The organism is Polaromonas sp. P1_G1 (assembly GCF_056405595.1).
In genome coordinates this window covers 1-20,320 of sequence record NZ_JBFUBU010000030.1, presented here as the reverse complement: position 1 = coordinate 20,320, position 20,320 = coordinate 1, and the positions used below count along the sequence as shown (strand labels likewise).

Genomic DNA, 20,320 nt, shown 5'->3' with positions numbered 1-20,320 from the left:
CGCCGCGCCTACTTCAGCCAGCCGCGCTTCCTGAAGTACCACATGGGCACCACGGCGCTCGCCACCATCAGCAGGATGGCGTAGGGATAGCCCAGCGACCAGTCGAGCTCGGGCATGAGCTTGAAGTTCATGCCGTAGACGCTGGCGATCAGCGTGGGCGGCAACAGCGCAACGCTGGCCACCGAGAAGATCTTGATGATCTTGTTCTGGTTGATGTTGATGAAACCGACCGTGGCGTCCATCAGGAAGTTGATCTTGTCGAACAGGAAGGCGGTGTGCGAGTCCAGCGAATCGATGTCGCGCAGGATCTGCCGCGCTTCCTCGAACTGCTCGGCGTTGAGCATCTTGCTGCGCATCATGAAACTGACGGCGCGGCGCGTGTCCATCATGTTGCGGCGTATGCGGCCGTTCAAGTCCTCATGGCGGGCGATGGCGCCCAGCACCTCACCGGCCAGCGCGTCGGTCACGTCGCCCGACAGCACCTGGGCGCTGACTTTTTCGAGTTCGACGTAAATGCCTTCGAGCGTGTCGGCCGAATATTCGGCGTCGGCGTCGAACAGCTTGAGCAGCACTTCCTTGGCATCCTCGATCAGGCCGGGCGCGCGGCGCGCGCGCATGCGCAGCAACCGGAACACCGGCACGTCCTCGTCGTGGATGGAAAACAGCACGCCCTTGCTCTTGAGGTCGTCGTTGACGAGGTTCAGGATGAAGGCCACGCGAACAGTGCGCGGCTCGGCGTCGTCGGCGATCAGGAAGTCGGAGCGTATGTGCAGCTCGCCGTTGTCTTCCTCGTAAAAACGCGCGGACTCTTCGATGTCCTCATCCATCGCGTCTTCGGGAATGGACAGGCCGTAGTACTGCTTGATCCAGCGTTTTTCTTCGAGGGTGGGGGATTCCAGGTCCACCCAGATCGGCTGGAACTTGGAGAGTTCTTCCAGGGATTCGATTTCTTCCTGGAAAAGCCGGCCGTTGGCGAGCGTGAAAATATTGAGCATGGCTGACTGCCTATCGGTTCAAGGGCCCGCGCAAGGCATGCGCTCGGGGCCTTGCGCGAAAGCGGGGTAAAGGGGCGGTGGGATGGTGCATCGCTTTCAACCCCCTTTTTGAACGTCGGCCTTTGCGCGGCTTGCGTCAGTCTGCGGTGTTGAAAGCTAGCGACTAGGGCTGCTTTCCAAGGATTTCTCCGTAATTGAACTGCGGCGATTATGGCATTTCAAGCCCGGCTTAGCCACCGCGCGCGCTACATAAAAAAAGCGATGAGCTCGTCTTTACGCGCGTAGGCGTCATGCTCGCCCAGCGCCATCAGCGCCTTCACAAAACCCGGCTCGAACAGCAGGTAACTGGCCAGCGCGGCACCGCCGGGACTGCCCTTGGCGCCCAGCGCACCCAGGCCCGCGAGAGCGTTGTAGGTACCCGTGGGCAACTCGGCCGCATGGGCCTGCGCCAGTGCGTCCAGCGACTGCGAAGGCGCGATCGCGAGGATGTCCACCGGCCGGTAGGGCATGACGGCCGCGATTTCCCGCGGCATCTGGCGCACGGTCTTGCTCACGCGCTGGGCCTGCTCCACGTCGGCCTGCAGCGTGTCCTGGAAAACACTGGCCATGGCATGGCCGGCGATGGCGCCCAGCGTGGGCCGGCCGGTGACGCTGGCGCCGTTGCCGCCGCCGACAAAACCGGCCCGCTCGGGCTGGCCGACGCCTATCACCAGCACCTTGCCGGCGCCCAGGTGCAGCGCGGGTGACAGCGGCGAGCTCTGGCGCATGGAACCGTCGCCGAAAAATTCGGGATGGCCGTCCACCCACAGCGGCGTGGATGGAAACAGGAAGGGAATGGCGCTGGAGGCCATCAGGTGCTCGATGGTGATGGGCTGGAATTCAGCGCGGCGACCGGGCCGGCTCCACAGGTCGGACTGGCGGCCCGCCGCCATCTGGCAAAACGTCCAGTGCACGCCGCTGCTGTAGCTGGAGGCGGTGACGGCCACGGCGCGCAAGGTCCTGTCCTGCAGGGCCTGCTCGATGCGGCCCAGCGAAATCACGCGGTGCAGCGTGTCCACCAGCGGCGTGTTGTCCAGCAAGGCCTGCTGCGCCCGCATTTGCTGCGACAAAAACAGCGCCGCCGCGATGCGGCTGGAGCGTATCCACGCCGGCACCTTGAGCTTGTAAACCTGCGAGGAACGCAGCGTGGTCCAGAAACTCGCGAGTTGGGAAAAGGCCTGCAGGCCTTCGCCGGCGCGGCTGGCCAGGAAGGCGGCATTGAGCGCGCCGGCCGACGTGCCCACCAGGATGCTGAACGGAAAACGTTCGCCGGCCGCGCCGCCCTGCAGGCTCAGCATGGTTGACAGCGCATGCAATACACCCGCCTGGTAGGCGGTGCGCGCGCCCCCGCCCATCAGCACCAGGGCGTTGCGGTCCTCGTCGGGCCGGGTCAATGCGGAGGAAATAATGGTCTCAAGCGACATGGCCGGGCCGGGTCTGCGGCGAATGGGATAGGAACGGGCGGTGCATGGTCGTGAAGAGGCTGGTTGTTATGGTTTTTCCTGCTGCCCGCGGACAGGCCCGCTCCCGCCCTTGCCCGAAGCTTGTCCCGGCGCAGGGCAGGCACGCGTCGATGGTGTCCGCATGATGCCGCCCGCGTGGATTTCCCGCAAGTCCGGCTTCTGTTTTTATGCGGCGACGGCCGCGAAAAATCCAGCGAAATCAATTGCTTGCCGTGCCCGCGAAGATGGCCTGCCGGCCTGGCCCCGCGCTGCGGAATGCAGGGTCAAGGGGTTTTTCACAAGGTTTCATTATTTATTGCAAGCCCGGTTGCAATTGGAGGCCTTCGGGCGCATAGTAAATCCAAGAGCGTTGTCCCCGTCTGCCGCCCTTCCCTCACGGGCCGGGTGGTGTTTTCAAACCCCAGCTCCAACCCTGGAAAAGGAGTCTCTTTATGAACTTGACGATCAGCGGTCACCATCTTGAAGTCACCCCCGCGTTGCGCGGCTATGTGACCAGCAAGCTGGATCGGATTACCCGGCATTTCGACCAGGTAGTGGATGTAAAAGTCCTGTTGACAGTGGACAACATGAAAGAAAAGGAAAGACGCCAGCGGGCCGAGTGCAATGTGCACGTCAAGGGCCGCGACCTGTTTGCCGAGAGTTCCCACGCTGATCTTTACGCCGCCGTTGACGAGTTGACCGACAAGCTGGACCGCCAGGTCGGGCGTTACAAAACCAGAACCCAGGACCATCACCACATTGCCGCCAAGCGCCAGGCCTGAAGGGCCTTCCCGTTTTTTGCCTCAGGCGGTGCGGTCCGGCGGAATCTTCCGCCCCGGCCGCCCTGTACAGAGCTTGCGCAAGTTGTTGAAAGAAGCCGCTTGAAGCACTCAAGCGGCTTTTTTATGCCTCTTTTTCCAGCAAACCCGCTGCAAAGTGCATAATTCGGCGACTAAAAGATTGTTATGAACCGTCTTTCGCAAATATTGCCCCCCTCCCAAGTGCTGGTCAGCGTTGAAGCGACCAGCAAAAAACGCGCTTTTGAAGAAGCCGGGCTGCTGTTCGAAAACCAGCACGGCCTGAACCGCGCGCTGATCACCGACAGCCTGTTCGCCCGTGAACGCCTGGGTTCGACCGGCCTGGGCCACGGGGTGGCGATTCCGCACGGCCGCATCAAGGGACTCAAGGCGCCTATGGCGGCGGTGTTCCTGCTGCAGTCGCCGATCGGCTTTGACGCGCCGGACGAGCAGGCCGTGGGCCTGCTGATTTTCCTGCTGGTCCCCGAAGCCGCCACGCAAAAACACCTCGAAATCCTCTCGGAAATCGCCGAGCTGCTCAGCGACAGCTCCCTGCGCGAACAGCTCAAGACCAGCACCGATGCCGCCGGACTGCACCACCTGATCGCTTCCTGGCATTCCGTCCACGAAGTCAGTTCCTAGGCCTTATCGGCCGCTCCCGAATCACAGGCCGGCATGAAGCCCACCGTCGTCAGCGCTGACGTTTTATTTGAAGACCACCGCGCCTCCCTGAAATGGGAATGGGTCGCCGGCCTGGGCGCCTCCGAGCGGCGCTTCGACGAGGTGGCGGTGCGGGCCGCGCGTTCCGGTGCCGACCTGGTCGGCTACCTCAACTACATCCATCCCTACCGCGTGCAGATCCTGGGCGAGCGCGAGGTTGCCTACCTGACCAATGCCAGCCCCGAGGATTGCGCCCGCCGCATCTCCCGCATCATCACGCTGGAGCCGCCGGTGCTGGTCGTGGCCGACGGCCAGGTGGCGCCCGACACGCTGCTGTCCATGTGCGAGCGCGCGCAGCTGCCGATGTTCTCCACGCCGGAGTCGGCCGCCTTCGTGATCGACGTGCTGCGGGCCTATCTGTCCAAGCACTTTGCCGACCGCACCTCCATGCACGGCGTGTTCATGGACATCCTGGGTCTGGGCGTGATGATCACCGGCGAGTCGGGCCTGGGCAAAAGCGAACTGGGCCTGGAGCTGATYTCGCGYGGCMACGGCYTGGTGGCCGACGACGCGGTGGACCTGTACCGCATCAACCAGACCACCATCGAGGGGCGTTGCCCCGAGCTGCTGCAAAACCTGCTCGAAGTGCGCGGCATAGGCCTGCTCGACATCAAGGCGATCTTCGGCGAGACGGCGGTGCGCCGCAAGATGCGCCTGAAGATGATCGTGCACCTGGTGCGCCGCGAGACGCTGGAGCGAGACTACGAACGCATTCCCTATGAGCCGCTGACGCAGGACGTGCTGGGTATTCCGGTGCGCAAGGTCATCATCCAGGTCGAGGCCGGCCGCAACATCGCGGTGCTGGTGGAGGCCGCGGTGCGCAACGCGATTTTGCAGCTGCGCGGGATCAATACTTACCAGGAGTTCGTGGAGAGGCACCGCCGTGCCATGGAACAAGACGACTAGAAGACGAATAAACCTACTGCGCGGCCCGATCTTGCGCCTGCGGTCCTCGCCGTACGGGTGTACGGCTCCGGTCCTCGACGCAACCTCGGACCGCTCGCTACGGTTTCTTACGCCTTCTAGGCTGCCCTGCTTATCCCCCGGAAACTCTTCGCACCATCAAGCGTGGTGATGCCTCACCGGCATACCGTTGCGGTTGGGGCATTTGTCCTTGGTGCAGTTGGCGTAGATCGACAGGGAGTGGTCGGCGATGGTAAAGCCCTTGGACTTGGCGACCGACTGCTGGCGTTTTTCGATCTCGGCATCGTAAAACTCCTCCACCTTGCCGCAGTCCAAGCASACCARRTGGTCGTGGTGCTGGCCTTCGTTGATCTCGTAGACCGCCTTGCCGGACTCGAAATTGCTGCGATTCAGCAGGCCGGCCTGCTCAAACTGGGTCAGCACGCGGTAGACGGTGGCCAGGCCGATGTCCGAACGCTCTTCGAGCAGCACCCGGAACACGTCTTCGGCCGTCATGTGGCGCTGTTTGCCTGCCTGAAAAATCTCCAGGATTTTCAGGCGCGGCAAAGTTGCCTTGAGGCCGGTATTTTTCAGTTCGTCGATGTTGCTCATGGGAAAACTCTCTGGGTGAAACCGGTGTGACGCGGCGGTTGTGACCCTTCAGGGCAGGCGCAGGCCGGGAGCCCCAGCCGCTACAATGAACAATCATATCGCTACACCCCCTTACTATGTCAGCCATGCCTGCAAATCATCGTTACAGCGCCCGAACCGCTTTCCTGCTCCTGGCTTGCACGGTGCTGGCGTCCTGCGGCGGCATGGGCGGCAGCTCCATGAACCCGGTCAACTGGGTGACCCCCTACAAGATCGACGTCATCCAGGGCAACTTCGTCTCCAAGGAGCAGGTCGAGCAGCTGAAAGCCGGCATGACGCGCGACCAGGTCAAGGCCACGATGGGCACGCCGCTGATGGCCAGCCTGTTCCACGCCGACCGCTGGGATTACGTTTTCACCCTGAAGCGCCAGGGCGTGGAGCCCCAGTCCTACAAGTACACCGTGTTCTTCAAGAACGACCAGCTGGAACGCTTTGAAGGCGACGCCATGCCGAGCGAGACCGAATTCATCTCCAAGCTGGGCAACCGGCGCAAGCTGGGCGACGTGCCTGTGCTGGAAGCCACCGAAGCGCAGCTAAAGGCCGCCGAAAAACCCAAATCCACCTCGGCCAGCGCTGCGGCGCCCGCCAGCGTACCCGCCGGCACGCCGGCCGCCAGCTACCCTCCCCTCGAAGGCCCGAAACAGTGAGCGGGGCGGCCCTCAACCAGGCCCGCCGTCACCGGGTCGCGGTGGCGGGCGCCAGCGGCCGCATGGGCCAGATGCTGGTCGAAGCCATCGCCGCCAGCACCGACTGCCAGCTGGCCGGCGCGCTTGACCTGGCCTCCAGCCCGGCCGTGGGCACCGATGCCGCCGCGTTCTCGGGCCGCGCCAGCGGCGTACTCATCAACGCCGACATCCGCCAGGGTTTAAAAGACTCCCGCGTGCTGATCGACTTCACCCGCCCCGAAGGCACGCTGGCCCACCTGGCGGCCTGCCGCGAAATGGGTGTCAAGCTGGTCATAGGCACCACGGGTTTCTCGGAGGCGCAGAAAGCAGAAATCGCCGCCGCCGCCAAAGACATCGCCATCGTCATGGCGCCCAACATGAGCGTGGGGGTCAACGTCACGCTCAAGCTGCTCGAGATGGCGGCACAGGCCCTCTCCACCGGCTACGACATTGAAATCGTCGAGGCGCACCACCGCCACAAGGTCGACGCGCCTTCCGGCACCGCACTCAAGATGGGCGAGGTGATCGCCGGCGCGCTGGGCCGTGACCTCAAGGACTGCGGCGTCTATGCGCGCGAAGGCGTGACGGGCGAACGCGATCCCCTGTCCATCGGCTTTTCCGCCGTGCGCGGCGGCGACATCGTCGGCGACCACACCGTGATGTTTCTGGGCACCGGCGAACGCATAGAGATCAGCCACAAGTCGTCCAGCCGCAGCAACTATGCCCAGGGCAGCCTGCGCGCCGCCCGCTTCCTGGACGGCCATGCCACTGGCCTTTTCGACATGTTCGACGTGCTGGGCCTCAAAAAATAAACGCGGCGCAGGCCGCGGCAGCTTCAAAGGTGTAACCGGATGGACTTCTTCAGCCTCATGACCCAAGGCGGTATCGTCAGCCAGCTGGTGGCCATCCTGTTGCTGGGCATGTCGGTCGCGAGTTGGGTCGTGATCCTCTGGAAAACCTGGCTGCTTCGCCGTGCCGGTGGCGACGTCGCGCGCAGCACCGCCGCCTTCTGGCAATCGGCCTCTATCGAACAAGCCCGGGAAAAAGTCACCGCTTTCGACCGCGAAGCCCTGGTGCTGCCGCTGATCGCCGCGACGGCCCTCCCGGCCGGCGGCACGCTGGCCACGGCCGGTGACAAGTCCCAGCAACTGACCCGTGTGCTGCGCGACGCGCTGCACGCCGTGCTGCACAAGCTGCAATTCGGCCAGGTGCTGCTGGCCACGGTCGGCTCCACCGCCCCTTTTGTGGGGCTGCTGGGCACGGTCTGGGGGATTTACCACGCGCTGGTCGGCATCGCTTCGGCCGGCCAGATCACCATCGACAAGGTCTCGGGTCCCGTCGGCGAGGCCCTCATCATGACGGCCGCCGGCCTGGCCGTGGCCATCCCGGCCGTGCTGGCCTACAACATCTTCGGCCGCTACATAGGCCGCATCGAAGCCGACCTTGAAGGCTTCGCCCGCGATTTGCGCGAGCTCCTGGCGCACAAGGCTTGACCATGGCTTTCGGACGCCTTGAACGCACGCCTGGGCCCCAGCCCATGAGCGACATCAACGTCACCCCGCTGGTGGATGTGATGCTGGTGCTGGTGGTCATTTTCATCATCACCGCGCCCCTGCTGGCCAGCAGCATACGGCTGGACCTGCCCAAGACCGACGCCGCCAAACCAGCCGACGCCCCGAAATTCGTCACCCTGGTGGTCGACAAAACCGGCCAGGCCTTCCTGAACGACAAGCCCCTGAACATGGATGAGCTGGCCGGCCGGCTGGCCGAAACCTCCGCCCAGAACCCCGATACCGAGGTCCAGCTGCGGGCCGACGAGGGTGTGCCCTACGGCAAGGTGGTCCAGGTGATGGGCGTGGCGCAAAAAGCCGGGCTCAACCGCATCGGCTTTGTGGCCGACAACCCTTCCGGCCCGGCGGTGAGCCGCTAAGCGGCGCGGATACTGCCCCTGCCCCTAAAATCGGAGATTCGCGGCAATCGGCCGCACGCCCGCGCCGCCGGGCTTTCTCCCTGTTTCCTGTTCCGTTTTCTTTCCGTTTTCCGCTTTCCCGGTTCTCCATGCAAGACAAATACAACCATCTCGACGTTGAGCGCGACGCTCAAGCCCATTGGACCGCCGCCGACGCCTACCGCGTGACGGAAGACGCCGGCCGCAAGAAGTACTACGCCTGCTCCATGCTGCCCTACCCCAGCGGCAAGCTGCACATGGGCCATGTGCGCAACTACACCATCAACGACATGCTCACGCGCCACCTGCGCATGAAGGGCTACAACGTCTTGATGCCCATGGGCTGGGACGCCTTCGGCCTGCCGGCCGAGAACGCCGCCATGAAGAACGGCGTGCCGCCGGCCCAATGGACCTACGACAACATCGCCTACATGAAAAAGCAGATGCAGGCGATGGGGCTGGCCATCGACTGGAGCCGCGAAGTGGCGACCTGCGACCCGGGCTACTACAAGTGGAACCAGTGGCTGTTCCTCAAGATGCTGGAAAAAGGCATCGCCTACCGCAAGACGCAGGTCGTGAACTGGGACCCGGTCGACCAGACCGTGCTGGCCAACGAGCAGGTCATCGACGGCAAGGGCTGGCGCACCGGCGCCGTGGTGGAAAAGCGCGAGATCCCCGGCTACTACCTCAAGATCACGGCCTACGCCGAAGAGCTGCTCGACAGCGTCAGCCACAAGCTGCCCGGCTGGCCCGAGCGCGTCAAGCTGATGCAGGAGAACTGGATCGGCAAGAGCGAAGGCGTGCGCTTTGCCTTCACGCACGGCATTCAGGATGCCTCCGGCAAGCTGATCGGCGATGGAAAGATGTACGTCTTCACCACGCGCGCCGACACCATCATGGGCGTGACCTTCTGCGCCGTGGCGCCCGAACACCCGCTGGCCCTGCACGCCGCCGCCTCCAGCCCCACGGTCGCGGCCTTCATCGAAGAAAGCAAGGCCGGCGGCACGACCGAAGCCGAACTCGCCACGCAGGAGAAAAAAGGCGTGCCCACCGGCCTTTTCGTCACGCACCCGCTCACCGGCGGCAAGGTCGAAGTCTGGGTCGGCAACTACGTGCTCATGAGTTACGGCGACGGCGCCGTGATGGGCGTACCCGCGCATGACGAGCGCGACTTCGAGTTCGCCAAAAAATACGGCCTGCCCATCAAGCAGGTGGTCGACGTCAAGGGCCAGGCCTACAGCACCGACGCCTGGGCCGACTGGTACGGCGACAAGCAGCAGGGCGTGACCATCAACTCCGGCAAATACGACGGCCTGGGCTACAAGGCTGCCGTGGACGCCGTTGCTGCCGACCTCGCCGCCAAGGGCCTGGGCGAGAAAAAAACCACCTGGCGCCTGCGCGACTGGGGCGTGAGCCGCCAGCGCTACTGGGGCACGCCSATYCCCATCATCCATTGCGAAGAGCAYGGCGCCGTGCCGGTGCCCGAAAAAGACCTGCCCGTGGTGCTGCCGCAGGACTGCGTGCCCGACGGCTCCGGCAACCCGCTGCACAAGCACGCGGGCTTCCACGCCGGCGTGGTCTGCCCCGTCTGCGGCAAACCCGGCCGCCGCGAGACCGACACCATGGACACCTTTGTCGACTCGTCCTGGTACTTCATGCGCTACTGCGACCCGAAGAACGGCGAGAAGATGGTGGCCGAAGGCGCCAATTACTGGATGCCCATGGACCAGTACATAGGCGGCATCGAACACGCCATCCTGCACCTGCTGTATGCGCGTTTCTGGACCAAGGTCATGCGCGACCTGGGCCTGGTGACGGTCGACGAGCCCTTCACCAAGCTGCTGACGCAGGGCATGGTGCTCAACGAGGCTTTTTCGCGCACCACCACCGGCAAGCAGTATTTCTGGGCGCACGAACTCGACATCGTGCGCGACGAACACGCCAAGGTGATCTCCGCCACCGCCAAGGCCGACGGCCTGCCGGTGCCCTATGAGGGCTGGACCACCATGTCCAAGTCCAAGAACAACGGCGTGGATCCGCAGGACCTGATCGAGAAGTACGGCGCGGACACCGCCCGGCTCTACACCATGTTCACCGCGCCGCCCGACACCACGCTTGAATGGAACGATGCCGCGCTGGAAGGTTCTTACCGCTTCCTGCGCCGCGTCTGGAATTTCGGCGTCAAGCTCGGCGCCGGCAAACAGCCCGAAGGCGGCGCGCCCGCGTTCGACAAGGACACCAAGGCCTTGCGCCTGGAAATCCACACGGTGCTCAAGCAGATCGACTACGACTACCAGCGCATGCAGTACAACACCGTGGTGTCGGGCAACATGAAGCTGCTCAACGCACTGGAAGACTTCAAGGGTGCGGCATCGGCCGGCTCCGACGCCGCGCTGCGCGAAGGTTTCGGCATCCTGCTGCGCTGCCTGTACCCGGCAACACCTCACCTGGCGCACGCGTTGTGGTCGCAGCTCGGTTATGCCGCGCAACACGGCGAGTTGCTCGACGCCCCCTGGCCCCAGGTGGATGCCGCCGCGTTGCAGCAGGACGAGATCGAACTGGTGCTGCAGATCAACGGCAAGCTGCGCGGCGCCGTCACGGTGCCGGCCGGCGCCGACAAGGCCGCCATCGAGGCGGCCGCGCTGGCGTCGGAAGCTTTCACCAAACAGGCCGCGGGCGCGCCCGCCAAAAAGGTGATCGTGGTCCCCGGCCGGTTGGTCAACATCGTCATCTGAGACCGTTTCAACGAAGAGAAGGCAAGCCATGCAGCGTCGCGCATTCCTCTCCCTGTCGGCAACCGCCGCCGCCCTGAGCCTCAGCGGCTGCGGCTTCGCGCTGCGCAAGGCGCCCAATTTCGCCTTCAGCACGCTGTACTCTTCCCTGGGTGAAAGCTCACCGCTGGGCGTGGAACTCAGGCGCTCGCTGCAGTCCACCCGCAAGGTGGAAGTGATCTCCGACCCTCGCCGCCTCAACGAAGCGCAGGTGGTTCTCGACGTGCTGGGCGACCAGCGCGAAAAAGTGGTGCTCAGCACCAACGCCTCGGGCCAGGTACGCGAGTTCCAGCTGCGGCTGCGCTTTCGCTTCAGGCTGCGCACGCTCGCGGGCAAGGAGTTGATTCCCGACACCGAAATCCTGCAGCAGCGCGACATCAGCTTCAACGAATCCGCCGTCCTGGCCAAGGAAGCCGAAGAGGCCCTGCTTTACCGCGACATGCAGGGTGACGTGGTCCAGCAAATCATGCGCCGCCTGGCGGCCGTGACCGAGCTGTAGGCCGGGCCCGCGGGCATCACGCCCGAATCAGGCCCGCATCAGCGTGCTCTTGCCGAACAGGCTCTCGATCAGGTCCACCGCGACCTCGGCCGTGCCGTTGCGCACGTCCAGCGCGGGGTTGAGCTCCATTACGTCGAGCGAGCCCAGCAGGCCGGTGTCGGCGATCATCTCCATGCACAGCTGGGCCTCGCGGTAGGTCGGGCCGCCCTTGATGGCGGTGTCCACACCCGGCGCGATGGAGGGATCGAGGAAGTCCACGTCGAAACTCACGTGCAAATGGGTGTCGGCATCCATGCCGGCCAGCGCTTTTTCCATGGTGTGGCGCATGCCCATCTCGTCGATGTAGCGCATGTCGAACACCTCCAGCCCCTGCTGGCGCACAAAGCGTTTTTCGCCTTCGTCCACGCTGCGGATGCCGATCTGCCTGATGGCCGAGGGGCTCATGGCCGGCGTTGTGCCGCCTATGCCGGTGAGCTCGGCCGGGCCGTGGCCGCAGAGCACCGCCACCGGCATGCCGTGCACATTGCCGGTGGGCGTGAGGGCATTGGTGTTGAAGTCGGTGTGCGCGTCCAGCCAGAGCACCCGCAGTTTCTTGCCGGTGGCGCGGCAGTGCCGCGCCACCGCGCTGATGGAACCTATGCCCAGGCAATGGTCACCGCCCAGCAGGATGGGCAGGCGGCCGGCGGCCAGGCTCTGGTACATGGCTTCATGCACGGCCTTGTTCCAGTCGACCACTTCATCCAGGTGCCTGTAACCGTCGGCTGGCGGCAACCAGGGGTTGGTCGGGCCGGCCAGGTTGCCGGTGTCGGCGACCTCCAGGCCGCGCGCCTGCAGCGCTTCGCGTATGCCGGCCACACGCAGGGCCTCGGGGCCCATGGAAGCGCCGCGGCTGCCCGCGCCTATGTCGGTGGGCGCGCCTATCAGGTCAACGGGGATGCTCATCAACGTGCCATTTCGGGGGTGGAGTCCAGACGGGTAGCCTTGACTGTACGGGCTGCGGCCGGCGCCAGCAAGCCGAACAGGTCCTTGGGGTTGTCCAGGTGCGGCACCAGGTCGATCTGCCGGCGGTTGGCCGCGTCGGCCAGCTGCAGCTTGTGCAGGTAGCGCAGGGCCGAATAGTCCTCCAGCGCGAAGCCGACCGAATCGAAAATCGTGACCTCAAGAGGCGACGCACGCCCCACGGCCGTGCCCTTGAGCACGTCGGCGAACTCGGCCACCTTGAAATCCTCGGCCATCTGCTGGATCTCGCCCTCGATGCGTGACTGCGGCTCGAACTCGACCACCACACGCGCGTCGGGGCGCAGCAGGATGTCGGCATGCAGCTCAGTCTTGCCCGGGCAGTCGCCGCCCACGGCGTTCAGGTGCATGCCGGGTTTGATCATCTCCGGTGTCAGGATGACGGCGTTGCGCTTGTCGGCGGTGATGGTGGTCACGATGTCGGCTCCTTGCACGGCCTCGGCGGCGGATTGGCAAATCACCACACGCAGGTCGCTCAGCCCCATCGCATGCAGGTTACGGGCCAGTTTGTCGCTGGCCGCGGCGTCGATGTCGAAAAGCCGCATCTCGCGTATGCCCAGCATGTGGTGAAAGGCGATCGCCTGGAATTCGCTTTGCGCGCCGTTGCCGATGATGGCCATGACGCGGCTGTCCGGCCTGGCCATCCATTTGGCGGCCAGTGCCGAGGTGGCGGCGGTGCGCAGCGCGGTGGTGATGGTGAGTTCGGACAGCAACAAGGGGTAGCCGGTGTCCACGTCGGCCAGCACACCGAAGGCCGTGACCGTGAGCAGGCCCAGCTCGGTGTTCTTCGGATGGCCGTTAACGTACTTGAAGGAATACTGGTGGCCGTCGCTGGTCGGCATCAACTCGATCACGCCGTCGGGCGAATGGATGGCGTGGCGCGCCGACTTGTCGAAATCGTTCCAGCGCCGGTAATCGTGCTCGATTTCGCCGGCCAGGCCCTCGATGAAGGCGGCGGCGCCGCGTTGGCGCACGATTTTCTGGATGCTCTCAATGCCAATGTAGTCAACCATGATGGGGCTCCCGGTCCTTGTGTTGATTTCCATTGTCCGCAGTGCTTGTGCCAAATAAAAGTCAGTAAGTTGATCAGATTTATCCATTGTTTGAACAAATAGCCAACTTAAATTGGCGTTATGCCAATAAAATGCGCGCATGGATGATACCGACCGCCAACTGCTGTCCCTGCTGCGCGACAACGCCCGGGCCTCCGTCGCCTCGCTGGCCAAGGTCTTGCGCGTCTCGCGCGGTACGGTGCAGAACCGGCTGGCCCGGCTGGAGGCCGACGGCACCATCACCGGCTACACGGTGCGCCTCAAACCCCAGGCCGAAGGCCACCGCATACGCGCCTTCATGACGGTGGCGGTGGAAGGCAACCGCACGGCGGCCGTGCTGGCGGCCCTGCGCGGCGACCCGGCCGTGAGCGCGCTGCACACCACCAACGGCCGCTGGGACATGGTGGCCGAGCTGCAGGCCGACAGCCTGGAAGCCTTTGACAGCGTGCTGAGCCGCATACGCCTGCTTGAAGGCATCGCCAACACCGAAACCAGCCTGCTGCTGTCGACCAGCAAGCTTTGACACCGCTAAACTCCCTCCCATGAATCTGGCCCCCGCCCAACTCCAGGAACACCTCAAGCGCGGCTTGAAGAGCCTGTACACCCTGCACGGCGACGAGCCCCTGCTGGTGCAGGAGTTCGCCGACGCGCTGCGCGCCTCGGCGCGCGCCCAGGGCTACACCGAACGCACGGTGCACACCGTGGCCGGCGCGCATTTCGACTGGAGCGAGGTGCTGGCCAGCGGCGGTTCGCTGAGCCTGTTCGCCGACAAGCAGATTGTGGAAATCCGCATCCCCAGCGGCAAGCCCGGCAAGGACGGCTCGGTCGCGCTGCAGCAGATCGCCGAACGCGCGCAAGGCGACGACAGCACCCTCACTTTGGTCATGCTGCCGCGGCTGGACAGCATGACGGCCAAGGGCGCGTGGTTCGGCGCGCTGGAAAGTTTCGGCGTCACCGTCAAGTTCGACCCCATCGACAGGCGCAACCTGCCGCAGTGGATCGCCCAGCGCCTGCAGCAGCAAGGCCAGCGCGTGGCCGCCGGTGAGGAAGGCCAGCGCACGCTTCAGTTTTTCGCCGACCGCGTCGAGGGCAATCTGCTAGCCGCGCACCAGGAAATCCAGAAGCTGGGCCTGCTCTACCCGGCCCAGTCCGGCGGCAGCGACGGCGTCCTCAGCTTCGACCAGGTCGAAAACGCCGTGCTCAACGTGGCGCGCTATGACGTCTTCAAGCTGTCTGAAGCCGTGCTGGGCGGCCAGTCGGTGCGCGTGGCGCGCATGCTGGACGGCCTGCAGTCTGAAGGCGAATCCGAGGTGCTGGTGCACTGGGCGCTGGCCGAGGACATCCGCAGCATGAAGCGCGTGAAAGATGCCATCAGTGCAGGCCGGCCCATGCCCATGGCGCTGCGCGAAAACCGCGTCTGGGGCGTCAAGGAAAAACTGTTCGAACGCGTGCTGCCGCAGATCGGCGACACCACCCTGGCCAACCTGCTGCACGCCGCCCACAAGGTCGACGGCATCGTCAAGGGCCTGAAACAGCCCGACTGGCCCGCCGACGGCTGGCAGGCCCTGCACCGCCTGGCCGGCATGGTGTGTGAGCAATGCGCCTTGCAGGGACGTACCCGGCAGGCATAGCCCCCGGCTCCGTGGGCGCCCTCCGGCGGGCCTAAAATGGACCGGATGAACGCGCCCGACCTCCAAAAAGCCCTTTCTTCTTCCAGCGACCTCGCCAGCGACGTCCCGCGCTTGATGGAATTGCTGGGGTCCCGAGCCAAAGCGGCGTCGGCCGAACTGGCGCGCGCGCCGGCGGCCGTCAAGAACAAGGCCTTGCTGGGCCTGGCCAAGGCGCTGCGCAAAAACGTCGCGTCACTTGAAGCCGCCAACCAGCGCGACCTGGAGCGCGCCCAGGCCGCGGGCCTGGCCGGCCCCCTGCTGGACCGGCTCAAACTCACTCCCAAGATCATTGACACCGTGGCCCAGGGCTGCGAACAGCTGGCCGCCATGGCCGACGTGATCGGCGGCATCATCGGCATGAAAGAGCAGCCCAGCGGCATACGCGTGGGCCAGATGCGCGTGCCCATCGGCGTGTTCGGCATGATTTACGAAAGCCGGCCCAACGTGACGATTGAAGCCGCGTCACTGGCCATCAAGAGCGGCAACGCCTGCATWCTGCGCGGCGGCTCSGARGCGATYGAMTCSAACAAGGCGCTGGCYRMGCTGGTGCAGCAGGCCCTGGCCGACGCCGGCCTGCCGCCCGATGGCGTGCTGCTGGTGCCCACCACCGACCGCGAAGCGGTGGGCCACCTGATCGCCATGCCGCAATATGTGGACGTCATCATCCCGCGCGGCGGCAAGGGCCTGATAGAACGCATCAGCCGCGACGCCAAGGTCCCGGTCATCAAGCACCTGGACGGCAACTGCCATGTCTATGTCGACGACCCCTGCGACCTGGAGATGGCCGTGAACGTGGCCGACAACGCCAAAACCCAAAAATACAGCCCCTGCAATGCCAGCGAAGGTTTGCTGGTGGCGCGCGGCGTGGCCGCCGCTTTCCTGCCGAAGATCGGCGCGATTTACGCCGCGAAAGGCGTGGAAATGCGCTGCGACCCGGAGGCGCTGGCCATCCTGTCCGGCATCAAAGGCGCCAACACCACGGCCGCCAGCGAGCAGGACTGGTACGAGGAATACCTGGCGCCCATCATCAGCATCAAGGTGGTGGACGGCATTGATGAAGCCATCGCCCACATCAACCACTATTCCAGCCACCACACCGACGCCATCCTCACGCGCGACCACATGCATGCCCAGCGTTTCATGCGCGAGGTGGATTCAGCCAGCGTCATGGTGAATGCGAGCACCCGCTTCGCCGATGGCTTCGAGTTCGGGCTGGGCGCCGAAATCGGCATCAGCACCGACAAGTTCCATGCGCGCGGGCCGGTCGGCATCGAGGGACTCACGTCCCTCAAATATGTGGTGCTGGGGCAGGGCGAAGTGCGCACCTGAGGGCATGCCGGGCCGCGATGTGGGCCCACGGATTTTTGGATGGCTTAGGCGGCGTTACCCCTTGTAACCCCGCTTCTCCATCCCAATATCCCTAAAATTCGGTCAGCTATAACCGAAGCAAATAACAGAATCCCCCTATCGAAAGTGGCCGAATGGTTCCGCACCTCRTYACCGCCCTGAMSGGCCCCATCAAYGAACTCGARCAACGSGTYCTGGACTCCAYSCCCGCSATCGAGCGCTGGTTYCGSCTGGAGTGGATGGAGCACACGCCRCCSTTCTACAGCTCGGTCGACATCCGCAACGCGGGCTTCAAGCTGGCCCCGGTGGACACCAACCTCTACCCCGGCGGCTGGAACAACTTGACGCCCGAGATGCTGCCGCTGGCGGTGCAGGCCGCCATGGCCGCGATCGAGAAGATCTGCCCGGAAGCGCGCAACCTGCTGGTCGTGCCCGAGAACCACACGCGCAACAGCTTTTACCTGTCCAACGTGCTGCAGCTCAAGCGCATCTTCCACCAGGCGGGCCTGAACGTGCGTTTCGGCTCGCTGAGCGCCGACATCAAGGAACCCACCACCTTGAACCTGCCGACCGGCGAGACCATCACGATAGAGCCGCTGATCCGCACCGACCGGCGCCTGGGCCTGAAGGATTTCGACCCCTGCACCATCCTGCTGAACAACGACCTGTCGGCCGGCATCCCCGGCATCCTGGAAGACATCAACGAGCAGTACCTGTTGCCGCCGCTGCACGCAGGCTGGTCGGTGCGCCGCAAGTCGCACCACTTCAAGGCCTATGAAGAAATTTCCAAGCGCTTCGGCAAGCTGCTGGGCATAGACCCCTGGCTGATCAACCCGATGTTCGCGCAATGCGGCGAAGTCAACTTCGCCGAGAACACCGGCATGGAGTGCCTGACCACCAACGTCGACGCGCTGCTGACCAAAATCAAGCGCAAGTACAAGGAATACGGCATCAACGAAAAGCCTTTTGTCGTCGTCAAGGCCGACAACGGCACCTACGGCATGGGCATCATGACGGTGCGCGACGTGAAAGACCTCGAAGCGCTGAACCGCAAGACCAAGAACAAGATGAGCACCACCAAGGACGGCCAGGCGCTGTCCGAAGTGATCATCCAGGAAGGCGTGCTAACCAACGAGCGCGTCAACGATGCCGTGGCCGAACCCGTGGTCTACATGATGGACCGCTACGTCGTCGGCGGCTTCTACCGCGTGCATGCCGAGCGCGGCGTGGACGAGAACCTCAACGCGCCCGGCGCCAGCTTTGTGCCGCTGGCCTTCGCCGACAGCGGCCGCCTGCCGCAGCCCGGCGAAAAGCCCGGCTCCAGCAACCCCAACCGCTTCTATATGTATGGCGTGATCGCGCGGCTGGCCATGCTGGCCGCGAGTTACGAGCTCGAAGCGACCGATCCGGACGCCGAGGTTTACGACTGAAAAAGCCCCACAAGGGGCTTTTTTCATGGTCACTTCGGTTTTGGCCTGTTGGGCTGGGCATGGCGCACTCTTAAATAGATAGCATTAACCGGCAAGGGGCAAGCCGCCGGCTTTGGTCATCCATTTGGCTACTCTGTTACAAGTTGTTGCGGTGCAACAAAACCGGGATTAGTTGGATTTAGGCATGCCCGCCCACTTGCAAGCCCGGCACCTGGGCGCAAAATAGCACTCCCAAAGGTAACCATTCCCGCCGCTTTGGACCCGCTCGAACGGGCCAGGCGCAAAGACGGGAAGTTTTTGTGTCCAGTAAAAAATCATCCCTCGCGGCGCTCACCCTGGGCGCCATCGGTGTCGTCTACGGCGACATCGGAACCAGCGTCCTGTATGCCGTCAAGGAAGTTTTCGGTTCCGGGCACGTCCCCTTCACCCCCGACAACGTCTACGGCATCCTGTCCATCTTCTTCTGGACGCTGACCGTCATTGTTTCCATCAAGTACGTGGCACTCGTGCTGCGTGCCGACAACAACGGCGAAGGCGGCCTGATCGCCATGCTGGCGCTGGCGTCCACCGCGGTGAAAGACAAGCCCCAGCTGCGCAAGACCCTGCTGGTCGTCGGCATCTTCGGCACCTCGCTGTTTTACGGCGACGGCGTCATCACACCGGCGATTTCAGTGCTGTCGGCCGTCGAGGGCCTGGAAGTCGTCTCGCCGGCCTTCAAGCAAGGCGTGATCCCGATCACACTGGTGATCCTTTTTGCCCTCTTCGCGGTACAAAAGCACGGTACAGCCGGCATTGGCAAATTTTTCGGGCCGATCACACTGGTCTGGTTCGGCGTGCTGGCGCTGCTGGGCATTTCGCAGATCGCGACCAATCCCCATATCCTGGTGGCGTTGAGCCCGCATTACGCCCTGATGTTCATGTGGGCCAACCCCGGCACCACCTTCATCATCCTGGGCGCCGTGGTGCTGTGCGTGACCGGCGCCGAGGCGCTGTACGCCGACCTCGGCCACTTCGGCAAGAAGCCGATACGCCTGGCCTGGTTCTCGGTGGTCATGCCCTCGCTGGTGCTCAACTACTTCGGCCAGGGCGCCCTGCTGATCAGCAACCCCGCCGCCGTGAAGAACCCCTTCTTCCTGATGGCGCCCGAGTGGGCGCTGCTGCCGCTGGTGGGCCTGGCCACCATGGCCACGGTGATCGCCTCCCAGGCCCTGATCACCGGCGCCTTCAGCGTGACCAAGCAGGCCATCCAGATGGGCTATCTGCCGCGCCTGAACATCCAGCACACCAGCGTGCGCGACACCGGCCAGATCTACATGCCTTTCGTCAATTGGGGCCTGTTCATCACCATCGTGCTCGCGGTGGTGATGTTCCGCTCGTCCAGCAACCTGGCGGCCGCCTACGGCATCGCGGTCTGCACCGACATGCTGATCACCACCATCCTGACCTTCTACGTGATCCGTTACGGCTGGAAGTACCCGCTGAGCCTGTGCATTGCGGCCACCGGTGTTTTCTTTGTCGTCGACTTCGCCTTCTTCGCCTCCAACCTCATGAAGCTGTTCGCCGGCGGCTGGTTCCCGCTGGTGATCGGCGGCGCGGTCTTCACGCTGATGATCACCTGGAAGGAAGGCCGCCACCTGCTCAACGAAAAGCTGCGCGCCGACGCGATCGACCTGCCCAGCTTCCTGGACGCCGTTTTTGTCAGCCCGCCGGCCCGTGTCGAAGGCACGGCCGTGTTCCTGACCGCCGAACCCGGCAGCGTGCCCAACGCGCTGCTGCACAACCTCAAGCACAACAAGGTGCTGCACGAGCAGAACCTGTTCGTGACCGTGCGCAACCACGAGATCCCCTGGATAGGCATGAACAAGCGCCTGGAGATCCACGCGCTGGGGCATGACTGCTGGCAGGTCAATGTGCACTACGGTTTCAAGAACGACCTGGACCTGCCCAAGGCCCTGCAGCAGATCAAGGGCCGCGGCTGCGAGCTGGAGTCCATGACCACCAGCTACTTCCTGTCCCGCGACACGGTGATCCCGACGATTGGTAGCGGCATGGCGCCTTGGCGCGAGAAGCTGTTTGCGCAGATGCACCATAACGCGAGTGGAGCTGCGGATTTTTTGAATTTGCCTAATAACTCTGTTGTGGAGTTGGGTAGCAAAATTGAGATTTAAGAGCGGGTCTTGCTCCGGCTTGCGCGCTTTCCCTCTCTCCGTCTTCTGCTCAGACCTGCTGGCCGGGGGTAGCCCGGCGGCTACTCACTTTTCTTTTGCTTCGCCAAAAGAAAAGTAAGCAAAAGAAAAGGCGACCCTGGTTGCTGCGTCCCTTCGCTGCGCTACGGGCAACCTGCGGTGCTCGGTTCAGGCGGGGTCTCGCTAAA

At 64.0% G+C, this 20,320-nt stretch carries 19 protein-coding genes; 14 read left to right on the top strand and 5 right to left on the bottom strand.

Features of this window, described 5'->3' with window-relative positions:
* Positions 1 to 8: 8 nt before the first annotated feature.
* Positions 9 to 995 (bottom strand): magnesium/cobalt transporter CorA, encoded by a 987-nt coding sequence (corA, locus tag AC1D1Y_RS16320; protein ID WP_436155921.1) that lies wholly within the window; start codon positions 993 to 995, stop codon positions 9 to 11.
* Between the two features lie 245 nt (positions 996 to 1,240).
* Positions 1,241 to 2,458 (bottom strand): patatin-like phospholipase family protein, encoded by a 1,218-nt coding sequence (locus AC1D1Y_RS16315; protein ID WP_477683233.1) that lies wholly within the window; start codon positions 2,456 to 2,458, stop codon positions 1,241 to 1,243.
* A 470-nt stretch (positions 2,459 to 2,928) separates the two neighbouring features.
* Here AC1D1Y_RS16315 and hpf point away from each other — a divergent pair, with 470 nt between their 5' ends.
* The 3 genes from hpf to hprK all read left to right on the top strand — a co-directional run bounded on the left by hpf (position 2,929) and on the right by hprK (position 4,899).
* The gene (hpf, locus tag AC1D1Y_RS16310) at positions 2,929 to 3,258 is read left to right on the top strand and encodes a ribosome hibernation-promoting factor, HPF/YfiA family (RefSeq protein ID WP_411879632.1); all 330 of its coding nucleotides are present in this window, start codon (positions 2,929 to 2,931) and stop codon (positions 3,256 to 3,258) included.
* 183 nt (positions 3,259 to 3,441) lie between these two features.
* Positions 3,442 to 3,915, top strand: a complete 474-nt coding sequence (locus AC1D1Y_RS16305; protein WP_477683232.1) for a PTS sugar transporter subunit IIA — start codon at positions 3,442 to 3,444, stop codon at positions 3,913 to 3,915.
* A gap of 33 nt (positions 3,916 to 3,948) precedes the next feature.
* Positions 3,949 to 4,899: an HPr(Ser) kinase/phosphatase gene (gene hprK, locus AC1D1Y_RS16300; protein WP_477683231.1), complete on the top strand. Its 951-nt coding sequence runs from the start codon at positions 3,949 to 3,951 to the stop codon at positions 4,897 to 4,899.
* A gap of 156 nt (positions 4,900 to 5,055) precedes the next feature.
* Here hprK and fur read toward each other — a convergent pair whose 3' ends face one another.
* On the bottom strand, positions 5,056 to 5,508 hold the full coding sequence (fur, locus tag AC1D1Y_RS16295) for a ferric iron uptake transcriptional regulator (protein ID WP_477656095.1): 453 nt from the start codon (positions 5,506 to 5,508) through the stop codon (positions 5,056 to 5,058).
* Between the two features lie 125 nt (positions 5,509 to 5,633).
* On the opposite strand from fur, the gene AC1D1Y_RS16290 reads away from it, so the two are divergent.
* The 6 genes from AC1D1Y_RS16290 to AC1D1Y_RS16265 all read left to right on the top strand — a co-directional run bounded on the left by AC1D1Y_RS16290 (position 5,634) and on the right by AC1D1Y_RS16265 (position 11,430).
* Positions 5,634 to 6,194, top strand: a complete 561-nt coding sequence (locus AC1D1Y_RS16290; protein WP_477683230.1) for an outer membrane protein assembly factor BamE — start codon at positions 5,634 to 5,636, stop codon at positions 6,192 to 6,194.
* On the top strand, positions 6,191 to 7,024 hold the full coding sequence (dapB, locus tag AC1D1Y_RS16285; protein WP_477683229.1) for a 4-hydroxy-tetrahydrodipicolinate reductase: 834 nt from the start codon (positions 6,191 to 6,193) through the stop codon (positions 7,022 to 7,024). The genes AC1D1Y_RS16290 and dapB overlap by 4 nt, the downstream gene beginning before the upstream one ends.
* 39 nt (positions 7,025 to 7,063) lie before the next feature.
* Entirely contained in the window at positions 7,064 to 7,705 is a 642-nt protein-coding gene (locus AC1D1Y_RS16280; RefSeq protein WP_477683228.1) for a MotA/TolQ/ExbB proton channel family protein, read from the top strand.
* Between the two features lie 2 nt (positions 7,706 to 7,707).
* On the top strand, positions 7,708 to 8,142 hold the full coding sequence (locus AC1D1Y_RS16275) for an ExbD/TolR family protein (RefSeq protein ID WP_477656091.1): 435 nt from the start codon (positions 7,708 to 7,710) through the stop codon (positions 8,140 to 8,142).
* A gap of 128 nt (positions 8,143 to 8,270) precedes the next feature.
* Positions 8,271 to 10,895 carry a leucine--tRNA ligase gene (leuS, locus tag AC1D1Y_RS16270; RefSeq protein ID WP_477683227.1) on the top strand — a complete coding sequence of 875 codons (2,625 nt, stop codon included), beginning with the start codon at positions 8,271 to 8,273 and terminating at the stop codon, positions 10,893 to 10,895.
* Between the two features lie 28 nt (positions 10,896 to 10,923).
* Positions 10,924 to 11,430 (top strand): LPS-assembly lipoprotein LptE, encoded by a 507-nt coding sequence (locus AC1D1Y_RS16265; protein ID WP_477656089.1) that lies wholly within the window; start codon positions 10,924 to 10,926, stop codon positions 11,428 to 11,430.
* Positions 11,431 to 11,457: 27 nt separating this feature from the next.
* Here the strand turns inward: AC1D1Y_RS16265 and rocF are convergent, their stop codons facing one another.
* Together rocF and AC1D1Y_RS16255 are read right to left on the bottom strand one after the other, a co-directional pair.
* The gene (rocF, locus tag AC1D1Y_RS16260; RefSeq protein WP_477683226.1) at positions 11,458 to 12,372 is read right to left on the bottom strand and encodes an arginase; all 915 of its coding nucleotides are present in this window, start codon (positions 12,370 to 12,372) and stop codon (positions 11,458 to 11,460) included.
* On the bottom strand, positions 12,372 to 13,460 hold the full coding sequence (locus AC1D1Y_RS16255; protein ID WP_477683225.1) for an ornithine cyclodeaminase: 1,089 nt from the start codon (positions 13,458 to 13,460) through the stop codon (positions 12,372 to 12,374). The genes rocF and AC1D1Y_RS16255 overlap by 1 nt, the downstream gene beginning before the upstream one ends.
* Before the next feature lie 139 nt (positions 13,461 to 13,599).
* Between AC1D1Y_RS16255 and AC1D1Y_RS16250 the strand changes: the two genes are divergently transcribed.
* The 5 genes from AC1D1Y_RS16250 (at position 13,600) to AC1D1Y_RS16230 (ending at position 20,114) form a co-directional block, all read left to right on the top strand.
* Positions 13,600 to 14,022, top strand: a complete 423-nt coding sequence (locus tag AC1D1Y_RS16250) for an Lrp/AsnC family transcriptional regulator (RefSeq protein WP_436155908.1) — start codon at positions 13,600 to 13,602, stop codon at positions 14,020 to 14,022.
* A gap of 19 nt (positions 14,023 to 14,041) precedes the next feature.
* Positions 14,042 to 15,130, top strand: coding sequence for a DNA polymerase III subunit delta (holA, locus tag AC1D1Y_RS16245; protein WP_477683224.1), 1,089 nt, complete (start codon positions 14,042 to 14,044; stop codon positions 15,128 to 15,130).
* Positions 15,131 to 15,244: 114 nt separating this feature from the next.
* Complete coding sequence (locus AC1D1Y_RS16240; RefSeq protein ID WP_477683264.1) at positions 15,245 to 16,498, top strand: glutamate-5-semialdehyde dehydrogenase; 1,254 nt, start codon at positions 15,245 to 15,247, stop codon at positions 16,496 to 16,498.
* A gap of 152 nt (positions 16,499 to 16,650) precedes the next feature.
* Complete coding sequence (gene gshA, locus AC1D1Y_RS16235; RefSeq protein WP_477683223.1) at positions 16,651 to 17,946, top strand: glutamate--cysteine ligase; 1,296 nt, start codon at positions 16,651 to 16,653, stop codon at positions 17,944 to 17,946.
* Between the two features lie 299 nt (positions 17,947 to 18,245).
* Positions 18,246 to 20,114, top strand: a complete 1,869-nt coding sequence (locus AC1D1Y_RS16230; RefSeq protein ID WP_477683222.1) for a potassium transporter Kup — start codon at positions 18,246 to 18,248, stop codon at positions 20,112 to 20,114.
* The last annotated feature ends 206 nt before the right edge of the window (positions 20,115 to 20,320 follow it).

Coding starts and splice junctions, on each gene's coding strand:
- rocF (WP_477683226.1), bottom strand. CDS start 12,372: ATGAGCATCCCCGTTGACCTGATAGGCGCGCCCACCGACATAGGCGCG.
- AC1D1Y_RS16315 (WP_477683233.1), bottom strand. CDS start 2,458: ATGTCGCTTGAGACCATTATTTCCTCCGCATTGACCCGGCCCGACGAG.
- AC1D1Y_RS16265 (WP_477656089.1), top strand. CDS start 10,924: ATGCAGCGTCGCGCATTCCTCTCCCTGTCGGCAACCGCCGCCGCCCTG.
- AC1D1Y_RS16290 (WP_477683230.1), top strand. CDS start 5,634: ATGCCTGCAAATCATCGTTACAGCGCCCGAACCGCTTTCCTGCTCCTG.
- corA (WP_436155921.1), bottom strand. CDS start 995: ATGCTCAATATTTTCACGCTCGCCAACGGCCGGCTTTTCCAGGAAGAA.
- AC1D1Y_RS16275 (WP_477656091.1), top strand. CDS start 7,708: ATGGCTTTCGGACGCCTTGAACGCACGCCTGGGCCCCAGCCCATGAGC.
- AC1D1Y_RS16250 (WP_436155908.1), top strand. CDS start 13,600: ATGGATGATACCGACCGCCAACTGCTGTCCCTGCTGCGCGACAACGCC.
- AC1D1Y_RS16255 (WP_477683225.1), bottom strand. CDS start 13,460: ATGGTTGACTACATTGGCATTGAGAGCATCCAGAAAATCGTGCGCCAA.
- holA (WP_477683224.1), top strand. CDS start 14,042: ATGAATCTGGCCCCCGCCCAACTCCAGGAACACCTCAAGCGCGGCTTG.
- hpf (WP_411879632.1), top strand. CDS start 2,929: ATGAACTTGACGATCAGCGGTCACCATCTTGAAGTCACCCCCGCGTTG.
- AC1D1Y_RS16280 (WP_477683228.1), top strand. CDS start 7,064: ATGGACTTCTTCAGCCTCATGACCCAAGGCGGTATCGTCAGCCAGCTG.
- AC1D1Y_RS16305 (WP_477683232.1), top strand. CDS start 3,442: ATGAACCGTCTTTCGCAAATATTGCCCCCCTCCCAAGTGCTGGTCAGC.